The organism is Sphingorhabdus sp. 109 (assembly GCF_902506555.1).
In the GTDB taxonomy this organism is placed as follows: domain Bacteria; phylum Pseudomonadota; class Alphaproteobacteria; order Sphingomonadales; family Sphingomonadaceae; genus Parasphingorhabdus.
The window spans coordinates 3,415,151-3,434,693 of the sequence record NZ_LR732707.1 but is presented as its reverse complement, the minus strand read 5'-3'; the positions used below and the strand labels follow the sequence as shown (position 1 = coordinate 3,434,693).

Annotated in this window: 14 protein-coding genes; 7 read left to right on the top strand and 7 right to left on the bottom strand. The window is 55.1% G+C overall.

The window, feature by feature from the left end; all coding sequences use genetic code 11:
• Nucleotides 1-81 precede the first annotated feature (81 nt).
• Nucleotides 82-3,069, bottom strand: coding sequence for a TonB-dependent receptor (locus BOSE62_RS16395; RefSeq protein WP_201295697.1), 2,988 nt, complete (start codon nucleotides 3,067-3,069; stop codon nucleotides 82-84).
• A 291-nt stretch (nucleotides 3,070-3,360) separates the two neighbouring features.
• On the opposite strand from BOSE62_RS16395, the gene BOSE62_RS16390 reads away from it, so the two are divergent.
• Nucleotides 3,361-4,851: an ATP-binding protein gene (locus BOSE62_RS16390; RefSeq protein WP_159647787.1), complete on the top strand. Its 1,491-nt coding sequence runs from the start codon at nucleotides 3,361-3,363 to the stop codon at nucleotides 4,849-4,851.
• Nucleotides 4,848-5,531: a response regulator gene (locus BOSE62_RS16385; RefSeq protein WP_159647786.1), complete on the top strand. Its 684-nt coding sequence runs from the start codon at nucleotides 4,848-4,850 to the stop codon at nucleotides 5,529-5,531. Before BOSE62_RS16390 ends, BOSE62_RS16385 begins: the two co-directional genes overlap by 4 nt.
• A gap of 26 nt (nucleotides 5,532-5,557) precedes the next feature.
• Here BOSE62_RS16385 and BOSE62_RS16380 read toward each other — a convergent pair whose 3' ends face one another.
• The 6 genes from BOSE62_RS16380 to BOSE62_RS16355 all read right to left on the bottom strand — a co-directional run bounded on the left by BOSE62_RS16380 (nucleotide 5,558) and on the right by BOSE62_RS16355 (nucleotide 11,499).
• A complete protein-coding gene (locus BOSE62_RS16380) occupies nucleotides 5,558-6,643 on the bottom strand; it encodes a YHYH protein (protein WP_159647785.1) in 1,086 nt (361 codons plus the stop codon).
• Between the two features lie 54 nt (nucleotides 6,644-6,697).
• Complete coding sequence (locus tag BOSE62_RS16375) at nucleotides 6,698-7,777, bottom strand: HupE/UreJ family protein (protein ID WP_159647784.1); 1,080 nt, start codon at nucleotides 7,775-7,777, stop codon at nucleotides 6,698-6,700.
• Nucleotides 7,774-9,033, bottom strand: coding sequence for a YHYH protein (locus tag BOSE62_RS16370; protein WP_159647783.1), 1,260 nt, complete (start codon nucleotides 9,031-9,033; stop codon nucleotides 7,774-7,776). Before BOSE62_RS16370 ends, BOSE62_RS16375 begins: the two co-directional genes overlap by 4 nt.
• Nucleotides 9,030-9,335 carry a hypothetical protein gene (locus tag BOSE62_RS16365; protein WP_159647782.1) on the bottom strand — a complete coding sequence of 102 codons (306 nt, stop codon included), beginning with the start codon at nucleotides 9,333-9,335 and terminating at the stop codon, nucleotides 9,030-9,032. The genes BOSE62_RS16370 and BOSE62_RS16365 overlap by 4 nt, the downstream gene beginning before the upstream one ends.
• A gap of 1 nt (nucleotide 9,336) precedes the next feature.
• Complete coding sequence (locus BOSE62_RS16360; protein ID WP_159647781.1) at nucleotides 9,337-10,362, bottom strand: YHYH protein; 1,026 nt, start codon at nucleotides 10,360-10,362, stop codon at nucleotides 9,337-9,339.
• Between the two features lie 951 nt (nucleotides 10,363-11,313).
• Nucleotides 11,314-11,499, bottom strand: a complete 186-nt coding sequence (locus tag BOSE62_RS16355) for a hypothetical protein (RefSeq protein WP_159647780.1) — start codon at nucleotides 11,497-11,499, stop codon at nucleotides 11,314-11,316.
• Between the two features lie 374 nt (nucleotides 11,500-11,873).
• Here BOSE62_RS16355 and BOSE62_RS16350 point away from each other — a divergent pair, with 374 nt between their 5' ends.
• From BOSE62_RS16350 to BOSE62_RS16330, 5 genes are all read left to right on the top strand, one after another.
• A complete protein-coding gene (locus tag BOSE62_RS16350) occupies nucleotides 11,874-13,913 on the top strand; it encodes a TonB-dependent receptor (RefSeq protein WP_159647779.1) in 2,040 nt (679 codons plus the stop codon).
• Between the two features lie 46 nt (nucleotides 13,914-13,959).
• Complete coding sequence (locus tag BOSE62_RS16345) at nucleotides 13,960-14,634, top strand: TetR/AcrR family transcriptional regulator (RefSeq protein WP_159647778.1); 675 nt, start codon at nucleotides 13,960-13,962, stop codon at nucleotides 14,632-14,634.
• Between the two features lie 67 nt (nucleotides 14,635-14,701).
• The gene (locus tag BOSE62_RS16340; RefSeq protein WP_159647777.1) at nucleotides 14,702-16,456 is read left to right on the top strand and encodes an N-acyl-D-amino-acid deacylase family protein; all 1,755 of its coding nucleotides are present in this window, start codon (nucleotides 14,702-14,704) and stop codon (nucleotides 16,454-16,456) included.
• 105 nt (nucleotides 16,457-16,561) lie between these two features.
• Entirely contained in the window at nucleotides 16,562-17,755 is a 1,194-nt protein-coding gene (locus BOSE62_RS16335; RefSeq protein WP_159647776.1) for an MFS transporter, read from the top strand.
• 3 nt (nucleotides 17,756-17,758) lie between these two features.
• Nucleotides 17,759-19,279, top strand: coding sequence for an acyl-CoA synthetase (locus BOSE62_RS16330; RefSeq protein WP_159647775.1), 1,521 nt, complete (start codon nucleotides 17,759-17,761; stop codon nucleotides 19,277-19,279).
• The last annotated feature ends 264 nt before the right edge of the window (nucleotides 19,280-19,543 follow it).

Here is a 19,543-nt window from a genome sequence, read left to right as displayed (position 1 = left end):
GCGGGAATCGCCCCCGCCGCGCTCCGGTCCCGTTGGGGTCGGGAAATTTTCAATCCTATGCCGGCCACCCGGCGCGTGGCCTTAGAATTTGATGCTGGCACCGAACGTGAGTCTTCGGTCCGGCAGGCCCTGGAAGCACAGCAACGCGCCGTCATTCACACAATATTGCTCGATCTTCGATTTGGTGAGATTCACGCCCTCGATGCCGATATTGATATGATCCGTCAGGTCATAGGTAATGCTACCGTTGAGCTGCCCCCGCGCCGCAGTGGTGACCGGAAAACCAATTGTACTACCTTGGGTCGCACCACCAGCGGTGTCCAGCGTGCGGAACGCATCTCGCCATGTGTAACGCGCACGTGCCGACAATCCGTATTTCTCATAGAAAAGCGTGACATTGTAGGCATGCGGCGAGAAATCGAGCAAGCCCTGGACGGCGGTGAAGGGACCGGTGAGACCGCTACTCGATTCGAGGATAGCCGTTCCGCGACTATCCGCATCGGATGTGTCGGTCGCCTGCCCGCCGCTGAACTTCTGATAGGTATAATTGGCCGCCACGCCAAAACCGGATGCAAAGCCGATACTATCTTCAAAAGCTGACAGATTATATTGAAAAGCAACTTCGACACCGGTCTGCTTGGTCACGCCCGCATCGTTTATCGTGGTCGAGACCGGCACACACAGCCCGTTGCCAGGCGTGGCGGAGAATACGTTCCGATCCGCGATCGGATTATATATCCCGCCACCTTCACATGGTGCGGTAATATCCTTGAAGCCGGTAACCGGATCGACAAATGGCGCAGTTTCCAGAGTTACGAACAGATTGGTTCGCCGCTTGTGGAAGACACCAACGCTGATCACAGCCGCAGGAGCAAAATAGTAGCTCAGCGAAGCATCATAAGATGTCACTTTTTCCGGCACCAGACCCGGATTACCGATTTCGACCGCCGTGTTCGGACCGGTCCCAAACCGGACCGAGGTCTTCAGGGAATCAAAATCGGGGCGGTTGATATCCTGACCATAGCTTGCCCGGAGCACGATATCACTGGTCAGATCGGCCGCGAGGTTGACCCGCGGCAACAGGAACCGATATTTACCCGGCGTATTGGTCTGGTTGATTATATTGCCGCCGGCATCGACATTGTTACCCACCGAATTGATGATGGTGTCGACGTAGCGCAAGCCAGCGTTCCCGCTAAAAATGCCCGCCTCGAAATTGAGCTGGCCGTAAACCGCGTGGGTTTGTTCGGTGATCCGGTAAAAGGAAGCCGGATTGAAGCTGGGATCCGCCAATACACGCCCGCCGGGCTCGGCCAGCAACGCGGCCTGCAATGTGGCCAGCGTTCCCGCCTGATCGGAATAGGCCAGATTCGGATCGATGATCAGAAAATCACCGAAGAACAGCGACCGGCCATCGGCCTTGCCAAAATTCGAGGGCCCGGCAACCAGCAGCTGGGAAAACACCGACCCGTTCGGACTGTCGGCCAAGGCTGACAGACCGATGCTGGACGTTATTTCGTTAAACTCCGTCGACCGGTCATTATACCGATAGCCCCAGTTGAAGGATGTCAGGAAACCGGTCAGATCTTCGAGATCGAGCGTAAAGTCCATGCGCCCGGTATATTCGACATTCCTGTTGCTATTGTCGCTGACCGACACTGCATCGAGAACGACATTGTTCGGATCGAGCAGCTGCGCAACCGTCGGAGCAAAGGGCGAACTGGTATCTATTCCGAATGTCAGCGAACCGCCAGAGAGATCGTAAGCGAACGGAGTGCCGTTATCATTCGCGGATCCGGTAATCGGTGTGTTCGGGTTGATGAAATTCAGCGTCGTGCTGAGGTCGGGCGTGCGCGAACTGGCAAGCGTGCGCGAACCTTCGATCCGCGCCTTGAATCGTCCGCTTTCCCATTCGCCGCCAGCGCGTATCAGGTTGCTTTCGGTCAGCCGGGCGCCGGTATCGCTCGAGAAGCGCAAATTGGGTTCATTCGGGACATTCGGTTGAAGCGTACCGGTTTCTGCCGCCTGGATGCTGCCCAGATCGACACCGCCGAGAGAACCGAAATTGATCGTTTCAAACGTATCCGGGACGTTGGTGTTGCGGACAGAGCTCACGCCTGACCCCTGGATTCTGGTGCTCTGCTGTTTACGTGTCTGCTTGTTATAAAATCCGTCGACATATAATTTCAGATTGTCTGACGGCGCCCATTCGAGCGAACCGGCCAGATTATAAGTCTCGTAATTGAAAATCTCGAATTCCTGATTCAGGAACTGGATACCAAGATAGTCAAAATCCGGACCGGGGGCACCCGCTGCGGTCACGCTGGTTCCTTGGGGAATCAGGGTATCCCGGTCGACGCGAGGGCGCGATGACGAAGCATCCTGCTTGGCATAACTCCCGCTGAGCACGATACCGATACGACCCGCTCCGGTGTCCCAATTTTTGCCGAAACTGCCCGATATACGGGGCTGAACGCTTTCCGACTGCTCGCTATATTCGCCCTGGGCGCGGAACGCGATTAGCGTATCCCGGAGATCCAGAGGGCGGATCGTGCGCAGGTTGATGGTGCCACCAACAGAACCTTCGGTGGTCATGGCTGTTGGCGCCTTGATAACTTCGAGCGAAGAAATGATTGCCGCGTTAATATCTTCAAAATTGATACCGCTGCGCCCCGAACCGGACCCGACGGTACCGACCCCGTTGATCTCGATGCGGTTATCGTTGGAACCACGGATCTGGACGCCGGTTCCGATACCAGCCTCTCTGGTGATCTGCACGCCGGTAATATTCTCGAGAACCTCGGCCAGATTCTGGTCGGGCAGCTTGCCGATATCCTCGGCCTGAATGACTTCGACAAGGCTTTCCGCATTGCGCTTTTCATCCAGCGCTTTCGCGAGCGAGCCGCGGATGCCGGACACGATAATTACATCGTCTTCTGACTGATCCGATTCTGCTTCTTGCGCGACAGCTGGTGTGCCCGCCAGACTCATTGCCGTTCCCGCCAACAGAATCGCCGACATGCGCCGCCGCAAACCTTTGCCGCACGCAGAAATATTCGCCTTTTTCATCTAATCCTCTCCCCTGCACTTTTTTATTTGCAGGGGATTGCCTTGGCCTGTCCCTTTTGTCAACCTATATAGTATACCCTTGATATTTTCTTTGTCATACCAATTTTGCATACCTAAAACTGACGCCATCTCGCTGCACATGATTTGTCAATGAGCGGTCTTCACGACAAACCGGCTCCGCCTTGCTGACAAGGCGCGCGGTCCGGTCGGTCCGATCAACGGGGCTTTTGCTCAATTTATAACCACAATTAAGCCCTATCAATCAGGATTGGATGGATAGATAAGCATTTCATGACGTTAAAACTGTTCCACAAACTGTTCCTGCTGGTTGCGGTAACCGCGCTTATTGCCGCTTTGGCGATGGCGACAACCATGGCCTGGAATCTGAATCGTGGCTTCGGGGATTATCTCGAGGCACGGGATGCCGAAATTCTCGAATCCTACACACAGCTGGTTTCGCAAAAACTGGGCGAGCGTGGCGGACTAGCGGCACTTGAATCGGGGACGGTCAGTCTGCTTGGCGTTCAGGAGGAACTGATATCCGAAGGCTTCATCGCCGAAGGCGCACCGGATTTCAGGCCCGGCGCGCGGTTCCCCGGCGGGCCCCGCCCCCGGTTTCCGCGCGGCAGGCTGGATCAGCCGCCACCACCGCCGCCTGCCGGTGCCGGCATCCCGGTTTCCCGAGCACCCCGAATTCTGATTTTCGACAAAAATGACGTGCAGATAGCCGGTCCGCCTCCGCCACCGGAAGGCGGGCCGCAAATGGCGGAACGCGCAATCATTGTGGACGGGGAGCGGGTTGGCACGACGAAGATCATACCGCATGCTCCGGCGCCGGGCGGTGTCGCGACACGGTTCCTGCGCAACCAATATATCAGCGCTGCCCTATTGGTTGGCGGACTGATGATATTCGCGGCGCTGGCAGCATGGGGTTTCGCCCGCGCCGGAACGCGGCGGCTGGCCGGCATGGAAACCGCGACAAAAGAAATTGCCAATGGCAATTTTGCGGTCCGCACCAATGCAGCCGGTGCCGACGAAATCTCGTCGATGGGCCAGAATATCAACCAGATGGCAGAAAGCCTTGCCCGCGCAGACGAGGCGCGACGGGGCTGGCTTGCAGAAATCGGCCATGAACTGCGCACCCCGCTGACCGTCTTGTCGGGTGAGCTGGAGGCACTGAAAGACGGCATAAGACCGCTGGACCAGAAAGCGGTCAGTTCGCTGCTGGAAGAAACGGATCGCCTGGGCGATCTGATCGAAGACCTGCATTTCATGGCGGTGTCCGATCTTACTGACGCGCCGCACCGCTTTGCCTCGGATGACGCGGTCAGACTGGTACATGATGTGACAGAACGATTCCGGCCGTTGCTGACGAAAGCGGGACTGGAGCTGGAGGTCGATCTTGGCGATGACTCGACGCTGGCCGTTGTCTGGGATAGCAAGCGAATAGAGCAATTGCTGGGCAATCTGCTGACCAACGCGCTTCGCTATACCGATACGCCGGGAACGGTGCAAGTCCGGCTCCGGAACCAGAAGGATCGGGTCATTCTTTCGGTGGAGGACAGCGCGCCCGGCGTCCCGGATTATGCTTTGCCGCGATTATTTGAACCGCTGTTCCGCGTAGACGAGGCCCGCGACAGATCCTCCGGCGGCAGCGGCCTTGGCCTGGCGGTATGCAAGGCCATTGTCGAAGCCCATGGGGGACGGATTTCTGCAAATATTTCCGGACTGGGGGGATTATCGATTGAACTGAACCTGCCACAGGAGCGGCACCAACCATGATCAAGAACCGCAGCATTTTCATCGTCGAGGATGATCACAAGATCGCCGCAATATTGTCCGACTATTTCTGCAGCGCAGGCCACCATCCGCAAACTTTTCCCGATGGCCGCTCGGTGGTTTCTTCCGTCCGGTCATCCCCGCCCAGCGCGGTTGTACTGGATCTCATGTTACCGGCCTCCGATGGCATGACGATTTGCCGGGAGTTGCGCAAGTTCAGCGCCGTGCCCATCCTGATGCTGACCGCACGGACCGACGAGATGGACAAGCTGCAAGGTCTGACCGACGGTGCGGATGATTATGTCACCAAGCCCTTTAGCGCAAGGGAAGTTGTCACGCGGGTGAACGCGCTGATCCGCAGATATGAGGGCCGGGTAACCAGCGATCCCGCAGCCAGCAAATATCTGGTGGACAGCGCCGGACAGCGGATCGCCTGGCAGGGAACTTGGCTGAAGCTGTCAATATCCGAATATCACATATTATCGGCAATGATGCAGAATGCGGGCCGGGTATTTTCCCGGGATCAATTGCTCGACAAGATCGGCGAACAGTCCTTGAGTTCGGGCGACCGGGCGATCGACAGCCATATCAAGAATATCCGCCGCAAGATTGCGGCAGTCGATCCCGACGCCGGCTGCATCACCTCGGTTTACGGTGCCGGCTATCGTTTCGAAGGCGGCTAGCCGACTGGCAGCCCCGCGCCCGATGTTCAGCCGGGTTCTGGCGGAGGCCGGGTCGCACCCGGAGGCGGACCTCCGCCACCCGGGGGACCACGCCGGACAGACGCGTCACAAGTTTCACCGCTGCTCTCGAACGAGCATCCCTGCTGGCCGGATAGGCAGGCGAGTATCCGGTTGGAACCCGCAGCACCCGCGTGATAATGATACCCATATTCGGCGCTACTGTGCCCCTGACAACTATCGAGCTGCCCGGGCAGCTCTCCGTTGTCGAGCCTGTGCGCCAATATCTTGTATCCATCCATCGCCAACCCGATCACCGGTGCATCATATTTGCCGGAGGTCCGGCCCGACTTGTCGACAAGACAGTCCGTCACCGCATGATAGTGATAACCGACATGCAGATTGACATGACCACCACAATCATCGAACGGCGCAAGCGTGTGCGCATCCAGAATGGCATCGAGAGGAGCCGGTTCATCCAGACGGATACCGTTTATCGCTACACCCGCTCCGCCATGCGTGCGCGAACGGTTGCTTGATGCGACAGGTCTTACGGGAATGACATAGGTAACGCTGCTCTCCGCCGGCATATAGTCGAGCTGGCATTCGACACAGTAATTATTATATTTTTCGTCCACATCAGGCCTTGCCGCAGCCGCGCATTTTTCCTTGCTGTCAGTGACGTTGACGCGACCAGTCGCGGGATCGAAGAGTTGCCATTCATCGTCCTCGTAAAAGTCGCTTAAATTCTGCAGGAACTTTCCGTCGGCATCGTAAATCTTGCCTTCATCCAACCAGATGCCGGACTTCTCCTTGCCATCGCTGATGTTGCGCGGGCACCAGGGGCCTGGCGTGTAATCGCCGGGGACAGGCTTCACGGTGATTGAAAAACAGGTCGTTTTCGCGCCTCCGGACAGGGTGCATTCGACGAGCGAGGGCGAACCGACAATATTGGCCTTTTCGAAAAAGGCTGTAGCTTCCCGCAGATAACTATCCCGCTCGGCGGCGGAAAGCGCAGCCAGATCAACCGGCGCGATATCCGTCGGTGCCGGAGGATTGGCACCGCATGATCCCAGCAGCAACGATATCGACAATAGCAGCGTGTTCCTGATCATTTGGCCCCGATATTTTCCCATTTAAATGTCGCCCCCCGGATGGCACCAGCCCTTTCATATCATTTCGGTCTGGCGCATGAAGAGCAGCGTGCCGGCAACCAGCGCGATCCACGATGCCAGATGCGGCACGAGATGGATCCGATCACCAAAGCCGGTTTTGCGGACGGTTAGGATGATCAACAGGACACCGGTCAGAAAGAGAAACTGACCGATCTCGATACCTATATTGAATCCTGCCAGCGTCGCCAATAGGCTTTCACTCGCGGCCAGCATCCCGCCTATAGCAGACGCAAAGCCAAAACCGTGAATCAGTCCGCATGCGAACACGATGGCTATTCTGCCCCAGTCCATCCGGTCGCTGCGACCAGGGCCATTTTTCAGGTTGAGGACCGCCATCAATATGATGCTGGCAGCAATGGCCGGTTCGACGATTGTCGCAGGTATGGAGAATATGCCCAGTGCAGACAGAGACAGGGTGATGCTGTGGGCAACCGTGAAGCTTGTCACCACAGTGAGCCAGTAGCGCCAGCCAGCGCCGGCGATAATGATCGTGAGCAGGAATAGCAAATGATCAAGCCCGCCGAGAATATGCTCAATTCCCAGCCGGACAAAATCACCGAATAGCGCCAGTGGTCCGCGGAAGAACTGGTGTCTGCCACTGGCTGCCGTAAGAATCGCAACTTCCTGATCATCATCCAAGGTGGCGCGCATCGTCATTTGCGCTTCGCCGTCACGAGTGCCGAACATGTCGGTTTCGATCAGCGGATTATGAGGCGGCTCATCAAACTGCACGCGGTGCAATATAACCACATAGTCGCTGTCCAGCGGGTCTCCATCGGTCTGGGGCGGCACAACCCATGTCATCAACACATTGCCGGACTTGCCGGAATTTGTGACGCCGAAACGTTCGGCAAATTGCCTTTCGATATCCCGGTTGTGCAGCCGGATTTCCCGGGCGGATAGCAGCCCGTTCTGATCATCGTCGACATTGTCCAGGGCCGAAACCGGAACAGACACAACAAAATTGGCGCTATTGTCGACGATTTTCATCGTCGCATTCTGCTTCGGCAACAGATGGGCCTGCGCGGTTCCGGCAAAAAGCAGCAACCAGAACGCCAGCAACAGGCGCTTCATCGTCTGCCTTCTCCCCGCGGCGGACGCTTTCCGTTCCCCTTGCCGCGTCTCCCGCCGCCTTCGCCGCGCTGCTGCTCGCGACGGGCTGTCGGCTGACTGTCAGTGGAACCTTTCACACATCGCTGGACGAAGGGGAAACTGTCGGTCGCATAATAATGATAAATGCCTTCGGGAAATTCGGGTGTAACACCGAAGCGGCCATTACATTCGTCGAGATCGCCGAGACCGGCGACATATTCATAGTCCTGGGTAAAGGCGCCCATCGCTATAATTGCCGTACTCGGACGCCCTGCATCAGCCGCCGGCTTCAGGCGATAGCTCGACTTCATCGGCCGCAGCGCACTGGTCATGAACTTTGCCAGATCATGGCCGTAGCGCGCATAGATCGGAAATCCGTCAGCAGCCCAGCCGATCAGCTGCATCGATTTTCCCATGCGCGTCTGCGCGGACAGCATCGCTTCGGGAATACCGTGATAATGATATTTGCCACCCGGCTGGACGTGAGCGTGGTTTTCGTCCGTGCCAAAGTCGAAGACAGACTGGCCCAGTGCCTCGATGCTCCATTTGCCGGCCTGCCCTCTGCAGTCCTGCGCATCAGTCGCTCCGTCGGGGCAGCGCTCGGCGGTTCCCGGATCGAACGGCACGCCATTGAGCGCGAAGCCGGAATCCTTGACCCGGATGCCGCTGCCGGTATGCCCCACCGGCTCGACCGTAACAGCAAAGTTGAACGATTGTACACTGATGCTGTTCGGATTTCCCGGATTGGGGAAAACACCAATCGCATGATCGGGTATACCATTTGACACCAGCAAGCGCTGGCCACGTTCGCACGACCATTTGGCTTCACTCTGCAGGCCTATTTGCTCGTTCGGGATATCGGTATGCGCGCCGCAAAGCACACCGAAAGTCTGGGCCCGGGTCGATTCAATCGGCGTACCGAGATTGGATTGCCCCTGTGGCGGACGATTGGCGGGCCCCATGGCACCGCCTGATGGGCGGCAGGCCAGTGGCATGCCGGCCGGTGCAAAGCAGCTGCCCGCGACATCCTTGCCTTCAGGCCCCTCCGTCGAGCAGGGATCGTCGGCCTGTTTGGCAGAGCAGGCCTTGAGCATTGCCTCGCTGGGTTTCTGACCACCACCAGGCGGGCCCCGATCCGGGCCGCTTTGCGCATTGATCTGCACCGCTCCGAGCATGACCAGCGCCGTCGTGGCGCCAACGACCACCGTGCCGAGCGCTGCGCGCCGCTTCTGTATCATTGACCCTCGGGCCCCGTTCCTCGCGCCGGCCTGCCAGCGGGCCGGCAGGCTAGTGGCAGGTCGGCCGGTGCAAAGCAGCTGCCGGCCACGACATTGCCATCCGGACCTTCCGCGGAGCAGGCATCATTGGCCTTTTTTGCGGTACAGGCCTTGAGCATCGCTTCGGTCGGCTTTTTGCCGCCACCTGGAGGCCCGCGATCCTGATCGCGCTGGGCATTGATCTGGGTTGCGCCGAACAGCGCCAGCGCTGCCGCCGCGCTCATACAGGCGATGCCAAATGTCGTCTGGTTCACATGTTTCATATCAGTTGATATTCCCTTTCAGACAGCGGCTCATGTACGGGTAGCTGTCGGTTGCCATATAATAATAGATTCCGTCCGGAAATTCCGGCGTGACGCCGGTGCGGCCGTTGCAATCGTCGAGATCACCCGAGCCCGCGGAATAGGTCCAGTCCGAGAGGAACGCGCCGAGCGGCACGAGGCTCGTCGATGGTCGGCCGGAATCGGCGACCGTATCCTTGATGTAGCTGCCGGTGCAGACTTTCAGTTCGCTGGTCGCGTCCATGGCGCTGGCATAGCAATAGCGCCCGTAGATCGGATAGCCGTCGCCGGCCCAGCCGATCAACACCATTTTCCGGTTGCTATCGGAAGCGCCTGCGTTGGTCAGAAGCCCTTCGGGCATCCCGTGATAGTGATAGATGCCGCCGGGCTGCACATGGGCATTGTTGGCATCTTCGCCAAAATCAAACGTGTCCTGCCCCAATGCCTCGATCCGCCACTGACCGGTATTCCCGCCCAGATCACACTCGGATGTCGCGGCAATATCGCTTGCGCAAGTGCCACCCGTTCCGGGATCAAATTTGACACTGTTCCGGGCATAGGCCGAGGCTCCGCCCGGGCCTCCTATCTGGGTATTAGCACTGCCCATCACTGGCGTTAGCGTCATCGAACCGCTGACAGTCTGGGTCGTGATGGTGTTCGGATTGCCCGGGTTGGGGAATGTGCCAACGCCATGATCGGGTAAACCATTTCCGGTCAGGCTGCGATTTGTTCCATCGCAGGTCCAGCTCCACGTCGCGGTCAACATGCCAGCATCGCTATAGTCGCCCATATAGCTGCCGCTATAGGGGCAATCCACATCGGCGGTGCTGACGCTGTCCGGGGTCGGGGTGGGAGTTGGCGTCGGGGTCGGCGTTGGCGTCGATGTTCCGGGCAAAGTAACCGACGCGTCCGTACTGCTCGATCCATCGCCCCCGCATCCGGACAATGCCAATATCAGCAGGCTTGAAGTCGCCCACAACGGCAGACTTTTCTCAATGTCAGTCAGCATTATCGGTTCTCCGCATGCAACAGGAATGGGGTTGTCGATAGGATATGATTGTGGATGGAATATGGATCAAACGCCCGGGATATACCGGTGCTGAGCGGGCCGGGGCTTCGTGTTAACAAGCCGGCGATCGCCTGTGTCGCCCCTTTGCCCCCTCACCTGCAATGAGGAAAGAACGCCAGATCAAGCGGAAGAACAATTTCCCGCTGGCCTGGGCCAGCCACCGGTTCATGTTCGAGTTCGCATAAGCCGCGCACTCAGGAGAAATTCGCCCTGGAAACGATCTCCGTAGCGAATCCATCCGTCTGCATCTCGTCCCCAAGATCTGAACCATAGAGATAATCGATGAAAACCCGATATATCGGCGGTCTCAAGAGCGTCTCTGGCAACCGAACCATTGCAGTAGCGGCGCGCATCTCTCGGACTGTCGCTCATCACATAATTTGAGACATATGGCGTTTTAAGAAGAGGCGAGTATTTGGCCTCATCTGTTGGTCGATTTTAGGTAGCAATCGTGCGGTATCGCAAGCGCCGATCTTCGATGGCGTTTTGTCTGATCCTTTCTCGCTGTTTGATGATAGATTCTGTCCTGCCGCATTAGACTCTGGCGGGTGTGACGTGTTTCAGGTTCTCGTGATGCGGTGCATCAGCCAACCAAGATTGTGAGCCAACCATCGAGAGGCACTATAGATCTTGATCCGCGCGCCCATAGAAAGAAAAGTGCCTTAAACACGGCCAACCTGAGAACAAGAAATGGGCTGGTAGCGGACTGTCTGCTTCTGGTTGGCCAACGCGAAAAACCGGTGGAGATGTGGCTACCATTCGCACCGAAGACCGTAGTTCCGCGTTTCGCCATTGAAGGGCCTCTTTGTTCAACGGATAGTATTGCTGTGTAACTTAGCTAATTCCATGACAAGCACACAGTTTGGAAATCGAGTGCGGGCGATAAATATCTCAGGCTTCAGATTTTGCTTCCTGAACAGGATGAGCGAATTGACTTACGGTCAACCACCGCTTCCAACCTCTGTAATCAACGTTGACCAACCCACTTTCCAGCAAAAAAATCTGCAACCCATCAGATGATGGATTGATGCCTGCTTCACCTATGCGCTGACGCTTAGGCCAAATAAATAAATCCATTCACTGACCACATTACTTTCCGTCAGAATAACTTATGGGTCCGATCCTGGTAGATCCTCCTCATTCTTCCCGATCAAATTGAACCATCTCCGCTAATATTTATCCATCTGTATCAATAATGCTAGTGGTGGTTAGGAAATTGGCAAGATAGCTCAACGCTCGAATAGTTCACGGCTGCATATCACGTTGCACCAAATATCTGACACTTGGCAAACAAGGGAGATTTTGGACAATCAACCGCGAACTTTAGGAGGGGAAAATATATGCACCACGTATCAACAAGAAAAATACATGTAAGTCTTTTAGCGCTTGCAGCAGGCACTGTTGTAGCGACGGCGAGCGCACCTGCCCTTGCGCAAAACACCGAAATCGTGGTGACTGCGCGGAAGGTAGAAGAAAATCTACAGGATGTGCCGGTAGCCGTGACAGCTTTCTCGGGCGAGACATTTGAAGAAGCCGGACTCTCCGAATTTTCTGATATTTCACGACTGACTCCCAATTTTGATGTACGCCCCCGCGGCACGACCGGAGCATTGTTCGCCAATCTTACCATTCGCGGACAGACCTCCGGTTTTCTTACGCTCAACGCCGATCAGGCAGTGGGAATTTCCATCAACAACGCACCGATAACACGCGGCACAAGCCTGTTCACAAATCTCTTTGATATCGAACGGATAGAGGTTTTGAAGGGACCGCAAGGCACTCTTTACGGCAAGAATACGACTGGCGGCGCGGTCAATGTTGTGACCAAGGGCCCCGAGCTGGATGAAATTAACGGCTATGGTCAATTCACATATGGGTCATATGATCGTACCGATGCACAACTGGTAGCCAATATTCCGCTTGTGCAGGATCAGCTTGGCATTCGGCTTGGTGCCGCCTTGACACATCGTGACGGCTTTGGTCGCGGCGTAGGTACCGGCCGGGAATTGGCAGATGACAATGAAATATTTCTCCGCGGTTCGCTGTTGTTCGAGCCGAGCGACACATTCTCGGTTCGCGTTAACGCAGACTATCATGATGTCGATGAATCGATTTCGATTTTCCGATCGCTGAGATCGGCTTTTCTTGATCTCGGATTTGCCGTCATACCGATTGCGCTGGAGACAACGGACCCCGATTTTTACGCCGGCAGTGATTTCCGGGCGGAAGCGCCGTTTGCGCGTTCCGACGAATTCAATATCAACGCCACCGCCAATCTTGAAATAGGCGATGCCAATCTGGAGTCCATTACCAGCTATCGCAAACAGAACTCTTTGACTCTGGTACAATCTGCGCCATCAACCTCCGTAACATTGGGGCAAAATTCAGATTTGTTCGCTCAGGAGATCCGGTTGTCGGGGCAGACATTTGACGACCGGCTGACTTGGCAGGTCGGGGGCTTTTACTCGACGGAATCTGGCGAAGATATCGACAATGTTGGCGGTTTCCAGACCACTGCGGCCAAAAATGAGGGCTGGTCTCTGTTCACGCAAAACAGCTTTGCGATCACGGATCAATTGAAGCTTACTCTGGGCCTTCGCTACACAAACGAAGATCGCGAAGTTCGGGATATTTCCCCAGTTGTGACGGGGCTGCTACAAAATAGTGCCAGTTTCGATGCATTTTCATGGCTAGCCAGCCTCGACTTCAAGCCTACCGACGAAACATTGTTATATGCCAGCGTATCGCGCGGATTTCGAAGCGGCGCAGTGGATCAGGACAATCTGGCGACGATTGTTAATCCGGAATATGTCCTGAATTATGAGCTGGGCCTCAAGGCTGACCTGTTGGACAATCGCGTGCGGTTCAATTCGTCAGTATTTTATAGCGACTATACCGATATTCAGCGCACCGCTTTTGATCCGGACAGTATTGGCGCGACCGGTGTGCCGACCACAGTCCTGCGCAACGCCGCCGAAGCAACCATATGGGGGTTTGAAGGGGAGCTTCACGTCGCCCCATTTGACGGTTTGTCTTTTGGCGCCACCGTCGGCTATACAAATGCCCAGTTCGACGAATTTCTCGATTTCGATGCGGCCGGCAACCAGATCGATCGTACAAACGAACCGCTGGGCGGCCCAGAATGGCAGTATAGCCTGAACGGTCGATATGAATTTTATGTGTCGGATTCAGCGACGCTTGGAATCCAGGCCAATTATTTCTGGATCGGAGAAGACGTTCTCGCAGCACCGTCGGTTATTGCCATATTGGCTCCAGGAGAAGGGTCTGTTCCATCTTTTGGCCTTCTAAATGGCCAGATTGATCTTGATGTCGAACAATGGGGCGGCCTCAACATCGCCGTTTTCGGCACCAACATACTCGACAAGGAATATTATGTTGGTGGAGTCGCACTCGGTCTGTTTGGTGGTATCTCCAACCGTATAGTCGGCGAACCGCAACAATGGGGTATTCGGGTGACAAAGGGATTCTAGAAAAGCATGGTGGAAGGGGAAACCTACCACCGATTGCGAGGAAATTATGGAAACCGGACTAGAGTTCAATACACGCTCAAAACTGCTGGCAGCAGCCGTCGTGCAATTTGGAAGATTTGGCTTTGCCGGAACGTCCGTACGCAAGATTGCAGATGAAGCCGGGGTCAATCATGGTTCGATAAAATATCATTATTCGAGCAAGGATGAACTGTGGCGAGCCACCGTTGCCTATCTTTACGGCGAACTCGAAAAATCGGTCCATCAGGATGAAGCAAAATGGAAAGACATGACGCCGCGCGAGCAGGTTATCAACAGCGCCACGCATTACATTCGCTTCTCGGCGCACCACCCGGAATTGAGCCGTATAATATTCTTCGAGACGATGCACGAAAGTGAACGACTTGATTGGCTGACGGAAAACTTCATCCGGCCTTTTACATCCCGGGCCATTGCTCGCGTTGCGCTTGCCCAGGAACAAGGCGTTTACAACAGCGACGTACCTCCGATGCACTTACACTATATCAATGTGGCTGCGGCCAAAAACATCTTTCTAATGGCACCGGAAATCAAACGGACATTTGATATTGATGTTTTTGATGATGCTGTGATCGAACAGCATATCGAAACAATGCTCAAGATCATGATGCTACCCGAAAATACAGAACAAACGGATTCAAAAAAATCGGCACAAGACAAAACAAAATTGTCCGATGTGAACTAGCGCGTGCTTTCCCGCCCGGTGGCCGTAATCGGTTTCGGTTGGTTGAGTGCGGATTGAAAGGATGAAAATGCTCGACACTCTGATAAAAGGCGGCACGATAGTCGATGGCCTGGGCGGCGCGCCCCGGATTGGCGATATCGGTATCAAGGATGGGCTGATCGTCGAACTGGGGGACGCCATCGTGGCCGACGCCAAAGCAGTTCTCAATGCCGCAGGTGCAATAGTGACGCCCGGCTTTGTCGACATTCACACGCATTATGACGGCCAGATCAGCTGGGACGACGAAATGAATCCGTCGGCCAGTCACGGCGTGACATCGGTCGTTATGGGGAATTGCGGGGTTGGGTTTGCGCCCGTCTCTCCCGGTGGGGAACGTGATCTCATCGAAGTGATGGAGGGCGTTGAAGACATACCCGGCACCGCCCTTTACGAGGGCATAGAATGGGGAGCCTGGGAGACTTTTCCCGAATATCTGGATTATATCGATTCCCGTAAATATGCGCTGAACATTGGGACCCAGATTCCCCATGCTGCGGTGCGCAACTATGTTATGGGCGAGCGTGGCCGTACCAATGAACCGGCAACGGCCGATGACATTGCGAAAATGAGAGACATTGTAGCCGGAGGCCTGAAGGCAGGTGCGCTCGGGTTCTCCTCATCACGCACCATCGGTCATCGGTCGACCAAAGGAGTATCCATTCCTGGCACCTTTGCTGCGGAAGAGGAGGTGATTGCCCTCACTGACGCTATGAAGTCGCTCGATAAGGGAGTTTTTGAACTTATCCCGGCCGGTGTGATTGGCGATCTCGAACAATTTGGTGGCGAACAGCGGAGCACCGAAGAAGAACTGGATCTGATGACTCGGATTTCCAAAGCGACCGGGAGACCGGTCACGTTCACACTGCTCCAGCATGCCGAGGCGCAAGAAGAGTGGCGACGAATACTGGATCAGGTCTCGACCGCCAATCAGAACGGCGCAAATCTTCATCCACAAGTCGCATCGCGCCCAATCGGGTTGGTAACCAACCTCAAGACCTACCACCTCTTTCAACGGCGCGAGACCTTTCTGCGGCTGGCAGAACTGCCTTTCGATGAAATGTTGACAGAAATGAAAAAACCGGATGTCCGTGCGGCGATATTATCCGACAGGAACATCAAACCGGAGTTACCAGGCACGATGGAAAACGTGCACGAGGTTTTCAAGATTGCCGGCGCTGTTCTGTTCGAGATTGAAGATCCAATCGACTATGAGCCGACACCCGACAAGAGTTTTGCGGAACGGGCAAAACGGGCAAATCAGGACTATGAAGAATATATGTATGATTTCCTGATTCAGGATGACGGTTCCCGTTTTGCTATCATGCTCAGCAGCAATTTCTGCAGCTATAACCATGATGCGATCTATGAAATGCTGTCGCATCCCGAAACGGTAACAGGCCTTAGCGATGCTGGGGCGCATGTGACCCTGATATTCGACGGTGTGGCACCGACCTATCAAATGACCCACTGGAGTCGCGACCGAACGCGGGGACAACGAATCCCGCTTGAGTTTATCGTGCAGAAGCAGAGTTACAAGAACGCCCAGCTTTATGGCTTGCATGATAGGGGATCACTGGAAGTCGGCAAATGTGCGGACATCAATGTCATAGATTTTGAAGAGCTGCAGCTGCTTGGCCTGGAGGTTCATGCCGATCTTCCAGCCGGGGGCAAACGCATATTACAACCGGCAAAAGGCTATATCGCAACCTTCGTAAATGGCGTCAAAACCAGAGAAAACGACAGGGACACCGGCGCAAGACCGGGGCAACTGCTTCGCGGCTAGATGTCTGGCGTTCAGGAGCGTGCCGGGTTCTCCAACTTGGGTCAGCTATTACAAAGGGTTTTACATGACATATCGCTACGACCGGAACTGCGAAAGTCCTGCATTTTGACCGAGGCATCGACTGTAACCCTAAAACCCCGTCAACTGGCCGCTTTGCTTGTTCTATTTATGTGCGCTTTTGCCGCTCCGCTAACCGTGGCGTTCAATATCGGGACCATAATTTCGGCTTTCGGTGCCAGCCGCGTAGAAGCTGGCTTGGTGATATCGGCAGAAGGGATCGCAGTATCGATCGCCGCGTTAGTCTGTTCCCGACTGATATCCAAATATTATCTGAGAACATTATTATTTGCCGGGCTTGCTTTTGTCGCTGCGGGCAATGTCCTTACCCTAGTCGCGGAGAGCATTCCGGCCATGATCGGATGCCGGATAGTTGCCGGACTTGGTATAGGAACAGTGATCAGCGCAGTTATGGCAACCGCCGCTCGCACACCCAAACCTGAGATGACATTTGGATGGGTCAACGGTTGCGCAGGTGCTTTTATCTCCATGATGGGGTTGACCGTACCCTATTTCATTTTGCGCGATGGACTGGACGGAGCTTATGGCCTGTACACCACGCTTTCACTATTGGCATTGCTCTTGGTCCCGATGGTTCCAAACATCAAGGCACCTCCTCATGAAATGCCGTCAGCCACTTCGCGCGGCAAAGGAGCATCGGGCAGGCTGCAAGAACATACTGGCTGGATTGCCTTGCTGGGACTGGGGATTTTCTTTTTCGGACAAGCGGGCATTGCTGCGTTTGTCGAGCGTATAGGTGCCAGAATAGATGTTTCCTTGGCGACGTTAGGAGCGATCTTTTTCTTTAGCGGGTTGCTGACAATTGTCGGACCGATTGCCGCCGGTATGGTTGGCCCGCGCTTTGGATCTACGAAGCCCCTGGTTCTGATTGGTTTTCTGTTTTGCGTGGCCGTTCTTGCTGTTGCCACAGGAGGTGACAAATTAGGCTTTTATCTCAGCGTACCGATGATCATGGTATTGCCAGCGATATTGCTGCCGTTTTTCCTTGGGGGGCTTTCGGTTGTTGATCCGACAGGAAAGCTGGCCGGAGCCCAACCCGCCTTTGCAACCATGGGCGGCGCTCTAGGGCCAGTAGCTGCAGGCGCGGTTGCTGATGCGAGCGGATTCGGTGCTCTGGGCTGGTTCGTCGTAATCATGCTCGCCGTTGGAATGAGCCTGATGGCAACGGCAACCTTCAAAGCAGACAGCTTGCGTAACGCAAAGCTGCAAGGAGTGATATAGTCCATGCACCCGCGCGTATTTGCAAACAGCCATCCTGAAAATATCGCTGCCATAATGGGCGATGGGTCTGGCGCCCTCACCTATCGGGATCTTGAATACAGAGCCAATCAGGGCGCGCATTATTTCCGTTCACTGGGATTACAAAACCGGGATGCAATGGCGCTCTGGATGACCAACAGAACAGAATTTTTCGAGATTTACTGGGCGGCACAGCGCTCCGGTCTGTTCATCGTGCCTGTATCGACCCAGTTCACCATCGATGATGCTCTCTATATCATCAATGACAGCGGCGCGAAATTGCTGATTTGTGATCCGGCCGTCAGTGCCGCCGATCATATTCTGGAGGATGAAAAAGAGTCGATTGCAGACGTAATTCGTCTCAACCTTGGCGACTGGAGCGAGACGATTGCCAAGTTTCCGATTACTCCGATCAGCGACGAACTGGCTGGCGTGCAGATGGTCTACTCGTCCGGCACCACCGGCCGGCCGAAAGGCGTCAGGATATTTCTACCTGACATGCCTGCCACTGCCGCCGTACCGCGGGCGGAAGCTCTGGCCCGGCAATATGGGTTTGACGACAAAGCCGTACTACTGACGCCGGCCCCGCTATATCACGCTGCACCGTTGATATTTTCAACTATGCCGCAAAGAGCGGGATCGAAAATTGTTTTGATGCCAAAATTCGATGCGGAGCAAATGCTGCAATGGATCGAAGAATATCGGGTTGCATTCATTCAGATGGTCCCGACCATGTTTATCCGCTTGCTCAAGCTTTCCGAAGAGGCGCGCAAACAATATGATATTTCGTCGCTGAAGGCCGTTCTCCACGCCGCCGCTCCCTGCCCAATCGAAGTGAAGCATGCGATGCTCGATTGGCTGGGGCCGATCATCTACGAATATTACGCTGGTTCAGAAGGCAATGGGAGCACGTCAATCGGTCCCGAGGAATGGCTGCGCAAGCCAGGGTCGGTCGGAAAATCGGACAACGGACCGATCCACATTTGTGATGAATCTGGTCATGAATTACCTACTGGTGAAGCCGGTCTGATCTATTTCGAAGGCGGTAACGAATTTGCTTATTACAACGATGAAAAGAAAACGCGCGAAGCTCGACATCCGTTTCACAATGGCTGGACGACCATGGGTGATATCGGAAGGGTTGATGAGGATTCTTATCTCTATCTGACAGATCGCAAGAGTTTCATGATCATTTCGGGTGGCGTCAATATTTATCCTCAAGAGGTCGAGAACCTGCTGATCCAGCATCCGGAGGTCACGGACGTAGCGGTTATCGGCATTCCCCACGTCGAAATGGGCGAAGAGGTCAAAGCGGTCGTACAACCTGTCCACTGGGAGGCTCAAGGCGACGAATTGGCCGATAGGCTGATCAGCTATTGCCGGGAAAAGCTGAGTCATTTCAAATGTCCCAAGTCGATAGATTTTGAACGCCAACTACCCCGACACGAGACCGGCAAGCTGTATAAACAGGAAATCAGGAAAAAATATTGGTCGGGCCATGCTTAGCCCGGAAAAGTACGCAGATCGATTTGGCGGAGGCGGAATCACTGCGACCCTTGAGGCAAATCGCAGGATATTGCTCGATTCCATTCGTTCTGGAGCCTCGCTAACGGCAAGTTTTATAATGAGATTCCGTTGCCCGGCGCAGGCTGGAATATATAGTTCTAATAGTATGCCCGTTGGGACTTGTACGATTTCGAGACGCCTACAATCACCTTGGACGGACAAGCAATCCCGCTCCGCCCCCGTGGTTAAACCACACACCAAGAG

Excerpts from the sequence above, each read along its gene's own strand:
- BOSE62_RS16395 (WP_201295697.1), bottom strand. The coding sequence starts at position 3,069 with ATGAAAAAGGCGAATATTTCTGCGTGCGGCAAAGGTTTGCGGCGGCGC.
- BOSE62_RS16390 (WP_159647787.1), top strand. The coding sequence starts at position 3,361 with ATGACGTTAAAACTGTTCCACAAACTGTTCCTGCTGGTTGCGGTAACC.
- BOSE62_RS16385 (WP_159647786.1), top strand. The coding sequence starts at position 4,848 with ATGATCAAGAACCGCAGCATTTTCATCGTCGAGGATGATCACAAGATC.
- BOSE62_RS16380 (WP_159647785.1), bottom strand. The coding sequence starts at position 6,643 with ATGATCAGGAACACGCTGCTATTGTCGATATCGTTGCTGCTGGGATCA.
- BOSE62_RS16375 (WP_159647784.1), bottom strand. The coding sequence starts at position 7,777 with ATGAAGCGCCTGTTGCTGGCGTTCTGGTTGCTGCTTTTTGCCGGAACC.
- BOSE62_RS16370 (WP_159647783.1), bottom strand. The coding sequence starts at position 9,033 with ATGATACAGAAGCGGCGCGCAGCGCTCGGCACGGTGGTCGTTGGCGCC.
- BOSE62_RS16365 (WP_159647782.1), bottom strand. The coding sequence starts at position 9,335 with ATGAAACATGTGAACCAGACGACATTTGGCATCGCCTGTATGAGCGCG.
- BOSE62_RS16360 (WP_159647781.1), bottom strand. The coding sequence starts at position 10,362 with ATGCTGACTGACATTGAGAAAAGTCTGCCGTTGTGGGCGACTTCAAGC.
- BOSE62_RS16355 (WP_159647780.1), bottom strand. The coding sequence starts at position 11,499 with ATGGATTTATTTATTTGGCCTAAGCGTCAGCGCATAGGTGAAGCAGGC.
- BOSE62_RS16345 (WP_159647778.1), top strand. The coding sequence starts at position 13,960 with ATGGAAACCGGACTAGAGTTCAATACACGCTCAAAACTGCTGGCAGCA.
- BOSE62_RS16340 (WP_159647777.1), top strand. The coding sequence starts at position 14,702 with ATGCTCGACACTCTGATAAAAGGCGGCACGATAGTCGATGGCCTGGGC.
- BOSE62_RS16330 (WP_159647775.1), top strand. The coding sequence starts at position 17,759 with ATGCACCCGCGCGTATTTGCAAACAGCCATCCTGAAAATATCGCTGCC.